17 protein-coding genes and 1 tRNA gene are annotated in these 16,736 nt (G+C 60.4%); 13 read left to right on the top strand and 5 right to left on the bottom strand.

Annotation, left to right across the window (positions count from 1 at the left end; genetic code table 11):
- The first annotated feature begins 143 nt into the window (after positions 1–143).
- Both B0G83_RS06390 and B0G83_RS06385 read left to right on the top strand, forming a co-directional pair.
- Complete coding sequence (locus B0G83_RS06390; protein WP_105506633.1) at positions 144–1,853, top strand: glutamine--tRNA ligase/YqeY domain fusion protein; 1,710 nt, start codon at positions 144–146, stop codon at positions 1,851–1,853.
- 141 nt (positions 1,854–1,994) lie between these two features.
- Positions 1,995–3,071 (top strand): transporter substrate-binding domain-containing protein, encoded by a 1,077-nt coding sequence (locus B0G83_RS06385; protein ID WP_105506632.1) that lies wholly within the window; start codon positions 1,995–1,997, stop codon positions 3,069–3,071.
- A 50-nt stretch (positions 3,072–3,121) separates the two neighbouring features.
- Here B0G83_RS06385 and B0G83_RS06380 read toward each other — a convergent pair whose 3' ends face one another.
- Both B0G83_RS06380 and B0G83_RS06375 read right to left on the bottom strand, forming a co-directional pair.
- The gene (locus B0G83_RS06380) at positions 3,122–3,586 is read right to left on the bottom strand and encodes an NUDIX hydrolase (protein WP_105506631.1); all 465 of its coding nucleotides are present in this window, start codon (positions 3,584–3,586) and stop codon (positions 3,122–3,124) included.
- 82 nt (positions 3,587–3,668) lie between these two features.
- Entirely contained in the window at positions 3,669–4,058 is a 390-nt protein-coding gene (locus tag B0G83_RS06375) for an RT0821/Lpp0805 family surface protein (RefSeq protein ID WP_105506630.1), read from the bottom strand.
- A gap of 300 nt (positions 4,059–4,358) precedes the next feature.
- Here B0G83_RS06375 and B0G83_RS06370 point away from each other — a divergent pair, with 300 nt between their 5' ends.
- Positions 4,359–4,598, top strand: coding sequence for a hypothetical protein (locus B0G83_RS06370; RefSeq protein ID WP_105506629.1), 240 nt, complete (start codon positions 4,359–4,361; stop codon positions 4,596–4,598).
- 21 nt (positions 4,599–4,619) lie between these two features.
- On the opposite strand, the gene B0G83_RS06365 is transcribed toward B0G83_RS06370, so the two are convergent.
- Positions 4,620–6,080: a cytochrome-c peroxidase gene (locus B0G83_RS06365; protein WP_105506628.1), complete on the bottom strand. Its 1,461-nt coding sequence runs from the start codon at positions 6,078–6,080 to the stop codon at positions 4,620–4,622.
- Between the two features lie 218 nt (positions 6,081–6,298).
- On the opposite strand from B0G83_RS06365, the gene B0G83_RS06360 reads away from it, so the two are divergent.
- Together B0G83_RS06360 and B0G83_RS06355 are read left to right on the top strand one after the other, a co-directional pair.
- Positions 6,299–7,879, top strand: a complete 1,581-nt coding sequence (locus B0G83_RS06360) for an acid phosphatase (RefSeq protein WP_105506627.1) — start codon at positions 6,299–6,301, stop codon at positions 7,877–7,879.
- A gap of 274 nt (positions 7,880–8,153) precedes the next feature.
- Positions 8,154–8,537 (top strand): DUF427 domain-containing protein, encoded by a 384-nt coding sequence (locus B0G83_RS06355; protein WP_105506626.1) that lies wholly within the window; start codon positions 8,154–8,156, stop codon positions 8,535–8,537.
- A 203-nt stretch (positions 8,538–8,740) separates the two neighbouring features.
- On the opposite strand, the gene B0G83_RS06350 is transcribed toward B0G83_RS06355, so the two are convergent.
- Both B0G83_RS06350 and B0G83_RS38480 read right to left on the bottom strand, forming a co-directional pair.
- Positions 8,741–10,093, bottom strand: a complete 1,353-nt coding sequence (locus tag B0G83_RS06350) for a kelch repeat-containing protein (protein ID WP_258167832.1) — start codon at positions 10,091–10,093, stop codon at positions 8,741–8,743.
- A gap of 220 nt (positions 10,094–10,313) precedes the next feature.
- Positions 10,314–10,423: transfer RNA gene (locus B0G83_RS38480), tRNA-OTHER, on the bottom strand.
- A 106-nt stretch (positions 10,424–10,529) separates the two neighbouring features.
- Here B0G83_RS38480 and B0G83_RS06345 point away from each other — a divergent pair.
- The 8 genes from B0G83_RS06345 to B0G83_RS06305 all read left to right on the top strand — a co-directional run.
- The gene (locus tag B0G83_RS06345) at positions 10,530–11,951 is read left to right on the top strand and encodes an integrase family protein (RefSeq protein WP_105506624.1); all 1,422 of its coding nucleotides are present in this window, start codon (positions 10,530–10,532) and stop codon (positions 11,949–11,951) included.
- 96 nt (positions 11,952–12,047) lie between these two features.
- The gene (locus B0G83_RS06340) at positions 12,048–13,067 is read left to right on the top strand and encodes a hypothetical protein (RefSeq protein ID WP_105506623.1); all 1,020 of its coding nucleotides are present in this window, start codon (positions 12,048–12,050) and stop codon (positions 13,065–13,067) included.
- A gap of 183 nt (positions 13,068–13,250) precedes the next feature.
- A complete protein-coding gene (locus B0G83_RS39070) occupies positions 13,251–13,457 on the top strand; it encodes a helix-turn-helix domain-containing protein (RefSeq protein ID WP_105506622.1) in 207 nt (68 codons plus the stop codon).
- Positions 13,458–13,739: 282 nt separating this feature from the next.
- On the top strand, positions 13,740–14,159 hold the full coding sequence (locus B0G83_RS06325) for a hypothetical protein (protein ID WP_105506620.1): 420 nt from the start codon (positions 13,740–13,742) through the stop codon (positions 14,157–14,159).
- A 179-nt stretch (positions 14,160–14,338) separates the two neighbouring features.
- Complete coding sequence (locus B0G83_RS38050) at positions 14,339–15,262, top strand: hypothetical protein (protein ID WP_146120166.1); 924 nt, start codon at positions 14,339–14,341, stop codon at positions 15,260–15,262.
- Between the two features lie 33 nt (positions 15,263–15,295).
- Positions 15,296–15,790, top strand: a complete 495-nt coding sequence (locus tag B0G83_RS06315) for a hypothetical protein (RefSeq protein ID WP_105506618.1) — start codon at positions 15,296–15,298, stop codon at positions 15,788–15,790.
- Complete coding sequence (locus tag B0G83_RS06310) at positions 15,787–16,170, top strand: hypothetical protein (RefSeq protein ID WP_105506617.1); 384 nt, start codon at positions 15,787–15,789, stop codon at positions 16,168–16,170. The genes B0G83_RS06315 and B0G83_RS06310 overlap by 4 nt, the downstream gene beginning before the upstream one ends.
- On the top strand, positions 16,167–16,736 hold a 570-nt coding region (locus B0G83_RS06305), incomplete at its 3' end, for a hypothetical protein (RefSeq protein WP_146120165.1). The genes B0G83_RS06310 and B0G83_RS06305, both read left to right, overlap by 4 nt.

Raw genomic sequence — 16,736 nt, 5'->3', positions numbered from 1 at the left:
AGGCGTCCAGGCCCTCGAAAAACCGTAGAGACCGCTCGAACGTTGGCTGCGCGCCGCACTCGCCTGTCGCAAAGAGACACGTCAGGTAGAATTAACGGATAAGTGGGCGCATTGCGCGCCCCGACCGACTTTCACCTTCTCGCATGAATACCGAACGCAACGACGCGCCAGCGGCATCCAACTTCATCCGCAACATCATCGACGACGACAACCGCACCGGCAAGTGGGGCCAGCGCGTCGAAACGCGCTTTCCGCCCGAGCCGAACGGCTATCTGCATATCGGTCACGCCAAGAGCATCTGCCTGAACTTCGGCGTGGCGCGCAGCTACGGCGGCGTGTGCCATCTGCGCTTCGACGACACCAATCCGGAAAAGGAAAGCGTCGAATACGTCGACTCGATTATCGACGCCGTGCGTTGGCTCGGTTTCGAGTGGGAAAAAGACGGCAAGGAACAGCTCTACTACGCGAGCAACTACTACGACAAGCTGTACGAGTTCGCCGAACTGCTGATCGAACGCGGCAAGGCTTACGTGGACAGCCAGTCGGCCGAAGAAATGCGCGCCAACCGCGGCTCGGCCTCCGAAGTCGGCACGCCGTCGCGCTTCCGCGAGCGCTCGGTGCAGGAAAACCTCGACCTGTTCCGCCGCATGAAGGCCGGCGAGTTCAAGGAAGGCGAACACGTGCTGCGCGCGAAGATCGACATGTCGTCGCCGAACTTCAATATGCGCGACCCCGTCATTTACCGCATCCGCTTCGCGCATCACTACCGCACCGGCGACGCCTGGTGCGTGTACCCGATGTACGACTACACGCATTGCATTTCGGACGCGCTGGAAAACATCACGCATTCGCTGTGCACGCTCGAATTCGAAGACCATCGTCCGCTGTACGACTGGATTCTGAACGAGCTGGCTGAAGCCGGCATTTTCACGCGCCCGCTGCCGCAACAAATCGAGTTTTCGCGTCTGAACCTGACCTACGCGATCACCAGCAAGCGCAAGCTGCTGCAACTGGTGACCGAAGGCCATGTGGACGGCTGGGACGATCCGCGTATGCCGACCATCGTCGGCGTGCGTCGGCGCGGCTTCACGCCCGAGGCGATCCAGTTGTTCTGCGAGCGCATCGGCGTGACCAAGGTCGATTCGTGGATCGACATGAGCGTGTTCGAAGGTGCGCTGCGCGACGATCTGGACGACAAGGCGCCGCGTACGGCAGCGGTGCTCGATCCGGTCAAGCTGATCATCGACAACTTCCCCGAAGGCGTCAGCGAGCCGTGCAGTGCGCCAGTTCATCCGCATCATCCGGAACACGGCGTGCGCGAGTTTCCGATTTCGCGCGAACTGTGGATCGAGCGCGACGACTACAACGAAGCGCCGCCGAAGGGCTACTTCCGTCTGTTCCCGGGCAACAAAGTGCGGCTGCGTTACGGCTACGTGATCGAATGCCTCGGCGCGGATAAAGACGAAAACGGCAACATCGTCGCGGTGCATTGCAATTACTTCCCGGACAGCAAGTCGGGCACCGAAGGCGCGAACAACTACAAGGTCAAGGGCAACATTCACTGGGTCAGCGCGGCCGCCGCCTACCCCGCCGAAGTGCGCATTTACGACCGTCTGTTCAAGGAACCGCAACCGGACGCCGGTGGCCGCGAATTCCTCGACGCATTGAATCCCGACTCGAAGCGCGTGGTTCACGCGTATCTCGAACCGGGCGCGCAAAACGCGCTGCCGGAACAGCGCTATCAGTTCGAGCGCCACGGCTACTTTGTCGCCGACCGCGTCGATTCGAAGCCGGGCAAGCCCGTATTCAACCGTATCGTCAGCTTGCGCGACAGTTGGGGCAAGCCGGCGTAAGCTTGAGCGACTGCCGGTCGTAGCGCATCTGAAGTTGAAGACGGCGTGCATCTCGTTGATGGGATGCACGCCGTTTCGTTGCATCATGTTCCATCGACAGTGACAGCGTATCCGTCCGGATGCGCCAGTCCCGGAGGTCCGATGAAAATTGCTGCCCGCCGCGGGGCGAGTGCCCGTGAGCTGACACACGTAGCGCGCAACGCGCATCCCATGCGTGAAGCGCATGAAGCGCGTGCGGATCACGCCGTGAATGCCATCGGCATGACGCACGCCGCCACACGGTTCGCTCATCGCACGCGGCGCGACCGGCTCGGTCGGCTCACGCGGCTAACCCGGCTCACGGCGCTGGCCACGCTAATCGCAGCATCGCTCACCGCTCCCGTCCACGCGGACGAACTCACCGGCACCCTGAAAAAAATCCACGACGACGGCGTGGTCGTGCTCGGCGTGCGTGAGGCGTCGATCCCATTCTCTTATTTCGACGGCAAAGGCACGGTCGGCTATTCACAAAGCATTGCGCTGCAAATCGTCGATGAAATCAAGAAGACGCTCGGCATGCCACAACTGAAGGTGCACGAAATCACCGTGACCTCGTCGAACCGCACGCCGATGCTGCTGAACAACCAGATCGATCTGGAATGCGGGTCGACCACGCATACCGTCGAACGCGAAAATCTCGCCGCCTTCTCGGACAGCTTCTTCCAGTACGCGGTGCGAATGATCACGCGCAAGAGCAGCGGCATTACGGATTTTCAGGACCTGGCGGGCAAGGCGGTCGTTACGACCGCGGGCACCTCCGACGAGCGCCTGCTGCGCCGCCTGAATACCGACAAACATCTGAATATGCGCATCACCAGCGCGCGCGATCATCCGGAGGCGTTCAACGCGCTCAAGGAGGACCGGGCCGTGGCGTTCGTGATGGATGAGCCGATCGTGTACGGCTTTCAGGCGACCGATCCGCGTCCGGACGACTTCGTGGTAACCGGCACACCGCTGGGTTACGAGGTCTACGCGTGCATGTTCCGCAAGGGCGACGACCCCTTCCGCAATCTCGTGAACGGTGTGATCGCGCGCGGTCAGACCTCCGGCGACGCGGAACGGTTGTACCGGCAATGGTTCACGCAGCCCATTCCGCCGCACGGCATCAATCTGAATTTTCCGCTGTCGGAACAGAATCGCGCGTTGTTCGCGCATCCGAACGATCGCGCGCTCGATTGAAGTACAGACTCAGCGCGAGGTCCGCGGCGCAGACCCCGTCGCTGCTGCATTCATTGCGTCACGATGCCTAGCGACCGATGCAAATCCGCGAGCGACAGCGTCGTCTGAAAAAGCCGCGTCAGACTGCGGCTCGCATAACGCTCGACTTCGTGCGGCGCGGCCCAGCGGTAAGCATCCATTTCGGGAATCAGCGTGCCGTCGGAGCGGCGCGGAAACAGCGATGTGCAGGTGCACGAGCTCAGATCGAGTTCACCGGCATGAGCCCGCGCGCCGAACAGATGCAGATCCTTGTCGCGCCGGTAGACGAACAGGCCGAGATCCTTCAGCCGCGTCGCGTCGATAGCGATGCCGGTTTCCTCGACCATCTCACGCAGCGCCGTGACGTGCGGCTCCTCGCCCTCTTCACCGTGCCCTTTCGGAATGTCCCAGTGCGAGGTTTCGGTGGCATGCGCTAGCAGCACGCGGCCGTCCGGATCGAGCAGCACGATGCCGCATGAAATGACCCGCGCGCTCATCGCTGTCTCGCGCCGCCGCACGCCATGGCATCGAGCCGCGCTGCCGGCAGGCCGGCGCGCGTCGCCATTACGGCCAGCATGCTTAGTGTTTTTTCTGCAGTTGCCAGCTGCCCTCGCCCTGCTTGCAGAATTGCGGGCGCAGGTTCATGGATTGGCCCTTCGCATTCAGCACGACGCCGACGTCGCGGCACGTGCGCTCACCGTCCTTGGCCGTGCTCGCGACGGTGATCGTCGCGTCGATTTTCACGCTGTTGCCGGTGCCTTCGTTCACCCAGGTCGCGCTCTCGCCGTCCTGCTTGTCGTTCAACGCGGTGAAGACCGCTTTCTTGACCGAATCGATGTCGCGCTGCTTCATGTAGCTGATCGGCGTGTCGTTCAGAAAGCCGAGGTTCGCCGCTTGCGCGCTGAGCGCACCGCCCAGCAGCAGGCCACCGACGGTCAGATGAAACAGGGCACGGGTTCGCATCGACATGAAGGTTTCTCCTCGAAAGTGTTTCAGGCGGTCGACGAGTGCGCTCGCTGCCACTCGTGATCTGGACCCCAAAAGCATAGCATGTCCCCCTCGACGTGGCCGCGCGATGCGCGTTTGCAGCGATCTGCGGCAATCGACACCATGACGCGCATGCCCGCGAGGTCTGCCCTGACGCACGGCGCGGATCAACGGGCGCCGGTTGCGTTTAATTTTAAGACGAGTCCCATGTCGGCTTGAAGTGCGAATTTTTAAGATAGCCCTATTGCGCTTCGGCGCCCTTCGCGCGTCAAAACCTTCGCCATGGATACCCGCCTTGCCCTTGAAACCTTCTCCGTTGCACTCGCCCTGCTTTGTGTTGCGCTCGTACCGGTGGCGATTCGCCGCGACCCGGGTCTGGCGCGACGTATGGTCAAGATGGACGGATTGCCGCTCGCGCGTTGGCCGAACCTGCTGACGCGGGTCGGCTGCGCCTGTCTGCTGGCGTCTTTCGCGCTGCTGTTCATCGCCTGCTATTACATCCTCGAAAGCCCCGGATACTGAACTGGCGGCGCCCCGCCTGTTTCAGTTCGCCCCGACCTTCGCGGTCCCCGTGGCGGCCACCTTGGCAGCCCCGCCCGCCGCACTCTCCACCTTGTAGCCGTCCGTCAGCGTTTTCAAAAACGCCACTACGTCCTTGATCTCGGCTTCGTCGAGCGACGGCTTGTCGCCCGGCTTGCGGTCGAACGGCGGATCGGTGTTCAGATTGACCCAGTAACGCTGCGGCAAATCGTCGAACTTCTGCACCTTGCCTTTTGAAACCGGATAGAACTTCTCCGGATTCGTATCGCGCTCGGCATAGAAACGCACCACCTGATCGAGCGAATGGTAGATACCGTTGTGGAAAAAACTCTTCTTCAACGCCACGTTGCGCAACGTCGGCGTACGGAAGATGCCGCAAAACTCCGCGCGTCCGCCGAGATCGGTGCGCTCCGGACCGCAGGCGCCGAGATCGTAGAAGTGCGGGTCGCGGTTCACCGCCAGGGCACGATTGCGCGGCACGCCGATCGCGATCAGGCCGAAGTCGCTGAACTGCGGCGGCGCGCCGTCCCGGGTGCGCTGGCTGATGTGGCAACTCGCGCAATTACCCTTCTGTTCGTCGGTGAAGACCTGCAGGCCGTGCAACTCGGCTTTCGTCAATTGCGCTTTGCCCGCCAGATAGGCGTCGTATTTGCTGGTGTACGGATAGAACAACTCAGGCGTCTGCTCGAAGGTTTCGAGCGCTTGCAGCACGGCGTTGAAGGTGGCGTCGTCGCTATCGAAAATGCGTTCGCCGAAGGCCTCGCGGAACGCGTCGGCATACGGCGCGGCTTTAACCGCGGCGCTCACCCTGGCCGGCGTGCTGCCCATTTCGAACGACGACAACAGCGGAATCCGCGCCTGATCGCGGCCACGATCGACCCGGCCGTCCCAGGTCAAGCCGCCGGTCGGGCCGGCGTCGACGCTTTCGTCGCCTTCGTCGTCCGACTCGTGATAGTGCTCGGCGAACGCCGGCACCGATTGCAGATACTTCAGCGTCGGCGCGGCGCGCACGCCGGTGCGATGCATGTCGTTGCCGCCCAGTTGCACCGCCAGCGAATTGGCGGGCGAGAACGCGTGATCGGGACTATGGCACGACGCACAAGCGAGCTTGCCGGAGCCGGACAGCGACGCGTCGAAAAACAATTGCTTGCCGAGCGCCGTCATCTGCTGGACGGATTTGTAAACTTCCGCGCGGGTCTGGCCGGCGTCGTGGGTGGCGTTCAGGGTCGCAACCGGAAGGGCGGATGCGGCACCAGGCACAGCCGCGGCGCTGGCTTCCAACTTGACGCCGGTATTCGCCGCAGGCGTGCCCGCGTCGCACGCAGCGAGGCTCAGCGTCACACCGGCGAGCGCCAACGTGATCGCGAGCACCCCGCCGATTCCCTTGCCTCCAGCCGACTCCGCGTGCCGCCACGCGCCAGGCCGAACCGCCGTTTTCCGAATTCCCGCAAGACCAGGCCGCATATGAATGATGTGAGTTGCCGATAGTGAAGTCCGCGAGCGTATTTCATTTACATGTCGCTTAAATGACATGTAGCCGACGAAAATACAGACAACAAAGCAATTCGTAATTAATTACATCTTTCTGTCAAATTCATTGGCCAAACTTTCGCCGGCGGTCATCCGTGTAAGGAACTACAGGAGGCCCGCGTCCCCAACGCGTGAGAGAGAAACCACATCAAATGAACAAAAAACTGATCTGCGCGACGCCTATCGCGATCGCAGCAGCATTGAGCCTTTATGCGTGCGGCGGCAACGACATCGCTCCGCAACCGGACATCACGTCGATCAAGACGGTCGTGGTGATCTATGCGGAAAACCGCAGCTTCGACAACCTGTACGGCAATTTCCCCGGCGCGAACGGCCTGCAGAACGTGAGCGCGGCGAACTCCACCCAGGTGGACCGCAACGGCACCGTGCTGGCGACGCTGCCGCCGGTGTGGAACGGCCTGACGCAAACCGGTGTGACGCCGGTGATCACCCAGGCCATGACCGCGAATCTGCCCAACACGCCGTTCGCGATCGACGACCCGAAGGGTTTCAACACGCCGATCACCGCGACGACACGCGACCTGTATCACCGCTTCTACGAGAACCAGATGCAGATCAACGGCGGCAAGAACGACAAGTTCGCCGCGTGGGCGGATTCGGGCGGCCTCGTGATGGGCCACTACACGCTGGACGCCGACAAGCTGCCGCTGTGGAAAGTCGCCCAGCAATACACGCTGGCCGACAACTTCTTCATGGGCGCATTCGGCGGTTCGTTCCTGAACCACCAGTGGCTGATCTGTTCGTGCACGCCGACCTATCCGAACGCGGATAAGAGCCCGGCGGCCGGCTCGATCTCGTCGGTGGAAAGCGACGGCGTGACGCTGAAAGTGGCGACGAACTCGCCGGCTTCGGCCATTACCGGCGCGCCAAAATTCGTGCTGTCGGGCAACCTGACGCCGGACTTCTACGCGATCAACACGATGCAGCCGCCGTATCAGCCGAGCGGCAACAAGGCCGCGTCGGGCGGCGACGCGAATCTGGCCGATCCGACCCAGGCGACCACGCTGCCGGCGCAGACGCAGCAACACATCGGCGATCTGTTGAGCAAGGCGAACGTGTCGTGGGCATGGTATGGCGGCGCGTGGGGCGCGGCGGTGTCGGCGGCGCAAACCGGCACGGCCAACGTGATCTACGGCGCGAATCTGACGGCGCCGAACTTCCAGCCGCATCATCAGCCGTTCAACTACTTCGCCGATCTGGCGCCGGGCACCACGAACCGCACGCAGCATCTGCTCGACGGCGGCATGGGCGGCTCGGAATTCATCAAGGCGATCGACGCCGGCACGCTACCGCAAGTGTCGTTCTACAAGCCGCAGGGCAACCTGAACGAACACGCGGGTTACACGGACGTCGCATCGGGCGACCAGCATATCGCCGACCTGATCTCGCATCTGCAGAAGAGCCCGCAGTGGAACAACATGATGGTGGTCGTCACGTACGACGAAAACGGCGGTTTCTGGGATCACGTCGCGCCGCCGAAGGCCGACCGCTGGGGTCCGGGCACGCGGATTCCGGCGCTGATCATTTCGCCGTACGCGAAGAAGGGTTTCGTCGATCACACGCAGTACGACACGACGTCGATCCTGCGTTTCATCACGCACCGTTTCTCGCTGCCGACGCTGCCGGGTATCGCGGCGCGTGACGCGGCGCTGGTCAGCAACGGCAGCAAACCGATGGGCGACCTGACGGCGGCGTTGAACATCAAACAGTAAGCAGGGCGCGGCAAGCAACGGTCGCGCGTCGATGCGTGACGTTTTCATGGGCAGCTTCGGCTGCCCGTTTTTTTGGCTTCGCCTAGTCGTGTGCCGGTGACATGGATTGTCGTGCGACGGGTTTTCACGAGCGGCGTATGCTTCGTGCGAAGGTGCGGTCTTTGCCGTTTTTTTGTGGCGCGGCGCGTGTCCAGACTGTGTCAACTTGTCTCGGCCTGCCTCGACCTTTTTCGACCCGCGACAGGCTCGATCACTTATCCAGGAGTTCGACAGCATGACTGAAAGAACCATCAAGGTCCCCGGACCGGATCACCCCATCACGATCGAGCCGGCGAACGCACGGGTTGTGGTGACCGTGGCCGGCCGGCAGATCGCCAGTTCGGACAACGCGCTGGTGCTGCGCGAAGCCGCGTATCCGCCGGCGTATTACATTCCGCGCACCGACGTCGAGATGGCGCTGCTGGAACGCACTGAGCACGCGACGTATTGCCCGTATAAAGGCGAATGCGCGTACTACAGCATTCCGCTGGGCGGCGAGCGGACGGTGAATTCGGTGTGGACTTACGAGGCGCCGTATGCGGCGGTGAAAGAGATCGCACAGCATCTGGCGTTTTATCCGGATCGTGTGGATTCGATCGAGGTGCAGGCTAAAGCGTAGCGACGGCGCGCGCACGGGCATGCCGATCGTGAAGCGGAAACCTGGTACGGCAGGAGGGACTGGAACCCTGTCGATAAATACGCGGAAGCTATCGACGTGCTTGAGACATCGTAATACGCCCTGTCTTGAGAGGAGCCCAGCACCGCGCTGGGCTTTTTACTATCAGGAGCCCGCGCGGTGTCAGCGCATGGGGCGCCCTTACTTTACCAATAGAGCTCGCAGCCTGGAGTGGGCGTTGTCGAGCCAACGCCACAAGCCAGGACGGTTCCGTTTTTCAGCAGGACTGCGGCTGGCTGCGCGAGCGCCGTCGCCATACTTCCAGCAGCCGACCAGGTGTTGGTACCCGGGTCGTAGATTTCCGCGCTCGCCAGCGCGACGTTGCCGGTTGTCGTCCCTCCAGTTACCAGGACCTTTCCGCTGGGTAGGAGCAGTGTCGCGGGTTCCACGCGGGCCGTGGCCATATTCCCAGCCGACGACCACGTGTTCGTCGTGGGATCGTAGATTTCCGCGCTCGAAAGGAGCACGACCGAGGGAGGCGAACCATTCCCTGCGAAGGCGATGGTTTCGCCGCCCACGACGAGTACCTTGCCTCCAGGCAATAACGTTGCCGTGTGCTCTGCGCGTGAGGTAGCCATGCTTGCGGCGGGCGACCACGTATTTGCCACCGGGTCATAGAGCTCGGCACTGGCAAACGAGTAGCTGTTAAAGCCGAGCCCACCCGCAACTAGTACTTGCCCGTCAGGCAGCAACGTTGCCGTATGCGCAACTCTTTGCGACATCATGCCCGGAACGGTGGACCATTGATTGGCGACCGGATCGTAACGTTCTTCATATCGGGTCTGGGTCGGGGTAGCGTTCGTGCCGCCTGTCGCCAGCACGGTTCCATCGGCCAGCAATGTGGCGGTAAAGCCCTGGCGGGTGTATGACATTGGCGCATGAGTGGTCCAGCGGCCCAACGCCGGGTCGTAAATCTCGCTTAGGCCGCCGATTTCAAAAGAATCCACGCCACCCACGCTTAGTACTTTGCCGTTTGTCAGCAGGAGGGCGATGTTCCCGATTGTCATCAGTTGATCAGTCTCCGACCAACTGTCTTTATTGGGATCATAGATTTCGGCATCGCCCCGATGAAGATTGTCCCCGCCCGCGGAAAACGCGCTGCCGTTTGGAAGCAGCGTCAGCGAGCCGAGCACGTAGTCCATTGACTGGGCAGGCGACCATGTATTGGCGGTCACATTCATCGGGATATCGGCCGACACGCCCGCCGACGAGACCCGGATGGTCGCCGCGCCCAGCGCCGCTCCCGTCACCGCGCCGGCGGACACTGTCGCAACCGATGGAGTCAGAGAGTTCCATGCCGCACTGGCCGTCAGGTCAGCCGCGCTGCCGTCGGAGAAGTTTCCGGTTGCTGTCAATTGGCGTGTGATCCCAACGCCGGTGCTGAATGGGTTGGGCGTGACCGAAATCGACCGCAGTGTGACGGAAGGTGCTCCTCCTCCCCCTCCCCCTCCGCTGTCGCCGCCTCCACATGCGCTTACCAGCGCGGCTGTCGCGAGCATCGCCAGTGGCCTTAGCCAGCGATTCGTCATCGATGTCGAAATCATTGCCCCCCCGTTCTTGTATTTCCGCTTCGGTTAGTTAGCGCCGGAGATCGTAGAGTAATCCTTATCGCTGACTTTGACGCTCGGATGTCCCCTCCAAACAGCGGAGTCGTGCAGTCTGGGCGAGTATCGTAGTGCCGCGACGATCCACGCGCTTTGACTACCTTATGGATTTTATTGGTACGGCAGGAGGGACTCGAACCCCCCACCCTCGGCTTAGAAGGCCGAGCAAGTTGACATTTATCAGTGTTGATCCGTTTTCTTGAAAGAGCCCGAAAATACCGCCACATAGGGCACTAAGCCAAATACCGCATTCAACCACGTTGATAAAAATTGATTGATTTCCGTATAATCTGCCTACACAGCGCCTACACGAAGCGTTGTGTAGGACAAGATGAACAAAGACAACTTCACGCCCGAGCGCGTCGCGAGCTATCGATGCGCGCCCGACCGCCAGCAGTCGATCTTTTGGGACAAGAAACAGCCCGGCCTCGGCCTACGCGTCACCAAGGCCGACAGCCGAGCATATATCTTCGAGGGGCGACTGTTCGGCAAGACAGTGCGCCTGACCATCGGTTCGCCGGAAGCGTGGCCGCTCGAGCGGTATGTCACGACCGACAAGGCAACCGGCGCGAAGATCGAGCGCATGGGTGCACGTCAGGAAGCCGCCCGGCTCAAGGCGCTGATGGACCGGGACATCGATCCTCGCGAGGAGAAAGTTCGGCAGCGCGCCGCCCACGAAGTCCGCAAGGCCGACGCCCGTCGCCAAGATATCGCTGTCGATGAGGTCTGGTCGGAATATCTGAAAGCAAATCAAGCACGCTGGAGCGAGCGCCACTATCAGGACCATGAAAACCTTGCGCAGGCTGGCGGCGAGAAGAAAAAGCGCGGCAAGGGCCTGACAGTCGCCGGCCCCCTCGCCCCGCTCATGCCGCTGAAGCTCGCCGGCCTGGATGCCAAGACGGTCGCCGCTTGGCTCCAGTCCGAATCTGAAATTCGCCCGACCAACGCGGCTCAATCGTATCGGAAGCTCCGCGCGTTCATCCGCTGGTGTGCAGACCAGCCTGATTATGCCGGAATCGTCCCGCCTGACGCGTACAGCGCGCGCTCCGTTCGGGAAGCAGTGCCGCGCGGCAATGCGAAAGACGACTGCCTCCAACGCGAGCAATTGTCTGCATGGTTCGGTACCGTCCTGAAGATCGACAACCCGGTCATATCAACGTACCTGCAGGGGCTCCTGATCACCGGCGCCCGTCGTGAGGAATTGGCCGCACTCAGATGGGCTGATGTCGATTTCCGCTGGCGCAGTCTCCAACTCGCCGACAAGGTTGAAGTCGAGACTGGCCGTACAATTCCGCTAACACCCTACCTCGCCTCTCTGCTGCTCGAACTCAAGCGACTCAATGAGACGCCACCGAATACCCGCCAGTTGCGCCGGCTCAAGGAGCGCGACAAGAAATGGGTGCCCTCTCCCTGGGTATTCTCGAGCAAGACATCGGCCGACGGGAAGCTCGCAGAGCCGCGCATCGCCCATACGAAAGCGCTGAACACCGCAGCCCTGCCTCATGTCAGCCTCCATGGTCTGCGCCGCTCGTTCGGTACGCTTGCTGAGTGGTGCGAAGTGCCGGTAGGGATTGTTGCGCAGATCCAAGGGCACAAGCCTAGCGCCATTGCCGAGAAACACTACCGACGCCGGCCGCTGGATATGTTGCGACTCTGGCATGACAAGATCGAAGCGTGGATTCTCGAACAAGCCGGAATCGTGTTCTCTGCCGAAGCGAGCAGGAAAGAGCCGCACGCTGTCGACGCGGCCTGACGATTAAGCTCCTGCCTAGCTTTAGCGGGCGAAAAGCCGGATACCTTCACCGGCCTGACAGGAGCTCCCGATTGAGGGCTGCGCGGAAGGGCGCAAATGAAAAATAGCCACGTGAAGTGGACGGGTCTGGCGGAACGTTTGACCATCCAAGAGGCCGCGCGCCTTGTCGCGAAAGAAACAGGCAAGTCCTTTGACTACACAATCTCGTTCCTTATGGATTGTGCAGATCAAGGCTACTTCACCGCGGACGTCGTGGCGCACTCGGACTACGCGAACGTGAGTCACATATCGCGCGTTGACTCATCGAAATCGACCGTCTCGACAGCAGAACTCATCGAATGGCTGGACGGCGAGATCGAAGAAGCGCATCAAAGAGCCCGCGAAGCGCTCGCCAGTAAAGAGTCCAGAAAGTGGGGGTACCCCGTCAAACCCGACGATGTGCGTGTGCATCTAATTCCATGGTCAGAGCAATTCGACGATCTATCGCTAGACGACACGATTAGCATGACAACCCGCAATTGGATCGAATATCTGACCCAAGAGATAGCCGAGCGACAAGGGTGGGCCGGCGCGGAACGCGAAGCTAAATGCGCAGTCGTTCGAGCTGAATATCTAAATCTTTTTGTCGCGCTCGCCAATACTTTGCCGTTGGTCCAAGAGCTTACTCGAGCACCTTGGAAGGGGGCGAAACTACTGCCCGACTGGCTGACCAATCTTCATCTGGTAAAGGGCGAACTGCGGGAGTGGGCCAAAATTCATGCGCCCGAGATTGCCAAGTCCCGCCTGTTTGCCGAGCCGAACGCCACGAATCCGCATACGCCGCCGACAGATGTGGCAGCCGAAGCCGCCTTAATGCCTGCGTGGCAAATGGGTGAGGCCGCCACTGACGACATCGGCGACGTTTGGCAAACAATGGCGAGAAGGATCGCGGATGAATGCTTCGATCGCGATACAGCGAACGATTGCCGCGACAGCCTGAAGGGTTACGCGGCGCGTGTGATGGAAGAGATGCAGAAGCGCCGGATTCACGGACCGCGCGGCCGAATCGACAATGCGAACACCATTCAGCGTGAAGCGCTTCAGGGTGACAAGTGGTGGGCACAAAAATCGAAGTGACAAAGCGGAGAACGCGGGAAAAACGGGAAACGGGATGGCGGTCCTAATCCCCACACCGCTGAACTGCCATGGAAGCCAGCAACCATAACGGTTAGCTGGCTTTTTTGTTGTCGGTCATTGTCGCTGGATTTCCGATTTTCCCGGCAATGAAGTGGAAACACTTTCAACGATGAGGTGTTTCTAATGCAGACAATCAATTCCCCGATGGCCCCCGCAGGACTTCCCGAGGTCTTGCCGACAGACGAAGCTGCCGCTGCAATTAATCGTAAGCCCCAGACCTTGCGCAAATGGGCCTGCCTCGAAAATGGCCCAATCCGGCCTGTTCGCATCAACGGTCGGCTAGCCTGGCGTGTCTCCGATTTGCAGACGTTGCTGAACGGAGGCGCGTAATGAAAAAGCGCCCGACCGATAAAAACCAATCGAGCGCCCAAGGACACGGCAAGTTTACATTGATTCTCGCGCAGGAGGGCAAGTAATGGCCCTCTACGTGAGCATCAAACAAGCCGACGATCCGGCTTTCGTACTGTTGCATACAAGCTCAACTCCCGGCCCCGAGCGGAAACCCCCAATGCGTATCCGTCGCGAAGCAGTAGATAGCGTTCTCGCTCTGCTTCTCGGCGCCGGCAATATCGACGCGCGGTCTGCACTTCGAGAATCGGAGGCCGCGCATGTATGAGCAAATCAAAGCGACACGGCGCGTCCAGTCGGGACGCAGGTGGCTTCGTGCCGATACCTTGGATGGTACTGGACAGCGCGGCATACCTGCAGTTATCGCACCCGGCGAAATCATTGCTGCTGGAAATCGCCCGTCAGTTTCACGGGGACGACAACGGGCGAATGATCCTGACCTTGGCACACCTGAAGCCACGGGGTTGGACGTCCTACGACACGATTCAGCGGGCGAAGCAGGAATTGTTGGATGCCGGCCTGATCTTCGAGACTGTGAAGGGACACAGACCGCACAAGGCGAGCTGGTACGCATTGACGTGGCTGAGCCTGGACAAGCTGGATGGGTTCGACCAGGGAGCGTCAGTTGGCTTCGTGCGAAGCGCGTATCTGAAAACACAAGCCTTACTCCGCCAGACGGTGTAGAGACGTGCTCTATTGCACCGTCTCCCGGTGTAGAGACCATCTCTCCTACACCGCCAGACGGTGCAATAGAGCTCATTTTTCAGCCTCCCTCTACACCGCCAGACGGTGACCCTCTAGATATGCCATCTACACAGCCTTTTATTCAGGGTGGAACAAGCCGATATCAATGCGATAGCGCCATGGCATTCCCTGCCGCACCGACGATGCCGAGCCGAGAGATCTCGGAATTGGTCGAGCCCCAGCATGACAGCGTCAAGTGTGCAATTGAACGACTTGCCGCTGAGGGCTTGGTGACTTTTACGCCAATGGCGGAGAACTCTGGCGGCGGCCGCCCCGCAGATATCTATTTAGTTGGCAAGCGCGACAGCTATGTGATCGTCGCCCAGCTCTCGCCGGATATGACTAACCGCCTGGCAACCGGCGCGCGATTGATCGGTTTTACTCAGATTGAGGGAAACGTCGTAATCGTTGCAGTCGAACGATGCAACGTTGCCTCGCGTTGCATCTGCGTTGCCTTGCGTTGCAGTGCTGGCGCATTCGAGAAAACACGCCAAGACAGCGACGCTCGAGACGACATGAACGATGGACCTGTGAGGAAGATCATGAACCAACAATCAATGCTGCCCGTTACTGAAACGTTACAGAAACAGAAACATCGGCGCGAAGAACAGACGCTGGCTGAGTTCCTCGTCGACTGCAAGGCTACCGGTAACGTTGCGATTGATGTAGACGATCCGATCTACACGTACACCGAGCGCGCCGGCATCCCAAACGACTTCCTCGAGATCGCCTGGCTGGAGTTTCGCGAACGCCATCTCGACAACACATCAAAGCGATATCGCGACTGGCGTGCGGCGTTCCGCAATAGCGTGCGTGATCGCTGGTTCCGTCTCTGGTATTTCGACAATGACGAATGCCTCCTGACCGTTCAGGGCCAGCAGGCGGCGCGCGTGCATGGCAAAGCCACACCGAACCGCAATGCCTCGGAGAACGCGAAGGCAAAACAGATGCTGTTCGGCTCGTCACCGCGCCGCCCTTCACGCCATAGCGGCTTCGACCAGATCAACTATCGCGAAGGCGTCAACGAAGACGGCTCGTTCTGACGCCTCTAGCAACCAAGACCTTGGAGATGACAAATGAATTTGTTCAGCAAAAGCAGCAACATTGACGCCGCGGCAACCGGCGCCAAGCGCGACGTCACCATCAGCAATGAGCCGCGTACGAAGCGGCCCGATCATGTACGAGTGGAGACCGATGCGGTCACGTGGAAAATCGGCCTGACGCTGGACGAACAGCGCGACCTCGGCTCGGCATACGAGTGGAACGAACGAAATGGGGAATTTGACAAGCACTTCCGGGATGAAGAATCGTTCCTCGAAATGTTTACCAACCGCCTCTATCAATCGTGCGCGGAGACGATCACCCTTGTGATCAAGCCATGCGAACCCGGCAAGGTGCACATCGATGTCGAAAGTAGCAATTCAAATTTCACTTCGGAAATCAATAGTCCTCGTCCAGTTGTTTCATACGACGAAGTGGGCACGCTCATCCTCAAATGGATTGAGGTGTCTCAGTCTCGCAAGGAACTGATCGCCGATCTGGTGACGTCCTCTCGAGGAGGTGACGCGTGAGCAACGATTTCATGGATCTGGTCGCAGAGGGTGATTTGGCCGAGATGGTCGACGGCCGGTTGCAGATCAGTGCGTCGGGTTGGCTGTGTAGTGCCCTGATCAAGGCCTATGACGCCAACGTCAGCGAAGATGAGCGGGCGCGGTCCCTTGCAAGTGTCAGCAAACTGTTGGATGGTGCGCGCAGTCGCGGCTTCGCGAATACCGGAACCCTGCTGACGCTGGCTGCCAATGGCGCGGAGATGCAGTGCTTTGCCTCGCTGGCCCGGCAGGCAATGGAAGGCGCCACACGGGGAGAAGTCGCTGCTGCTGTAGGTCCGATCTGGCAGGAGGTTTCGGCCACGGAAGGCGAGCACGTAACCCGTAAAGGAGGTAAGCAATGACGGAAAACAAGCCACCAGCAATCACGCATCCCGAAGCCGCAAGCCAAGCTGCTGAGCCAAGCCCGGAGGAAATTGCGAAGGCCCTGAAGCGCGCCGCCCACAAGGCGCAAATGACTGTCGACGGTGGTATGGCGTCGATCCAGATCATGCATATGTTCGGTGGCCCGATGGCTTGTGAAAAGCTCTCCGTCGCGGAACTCGGATCCGTCCTGAACGATATGGTCAACCAGATCGGAACCGGCGACATGTCGAGCGTGGAGCGCCTCCTGATATGCCAGGCGGTCGCGCTGAACGCTCTTTTTGGAGAGTGTGCCCACAGGGCCGGCAAGAGCATGGGCAACCATCTGCCGGCCACGGAGGCCTACATGCGCATGGCATTGAAAGCGCAGCAGCAATCGGCATCGACGCTCAAGATCTTGGGCGAGATCAAGAACCCGCGGCAGGTCGCGTTCATCAAGCAGCAGAACAACGGTAAGCGTCATTTGAAGGCCGTATCGACATCGACGTTGAGAGTGTCCAAAGTGATGTCCATCACTTCGAGTAGTGGGGACCACTTTGATGACAGA

It is taken from the genome of Paraburkholderia sp. BL21I4N1, assembly GCF_002973525.1.
Taxonomy (GTDB): Bacteria; Pseudomonadota; Gammaproteobacteria; order Burkholderiales; family Burkholderiaceae; genus Paraburkholderia.
This window is presented reverse-complemented; position numbering and strand designations above follow the sequence as displayed.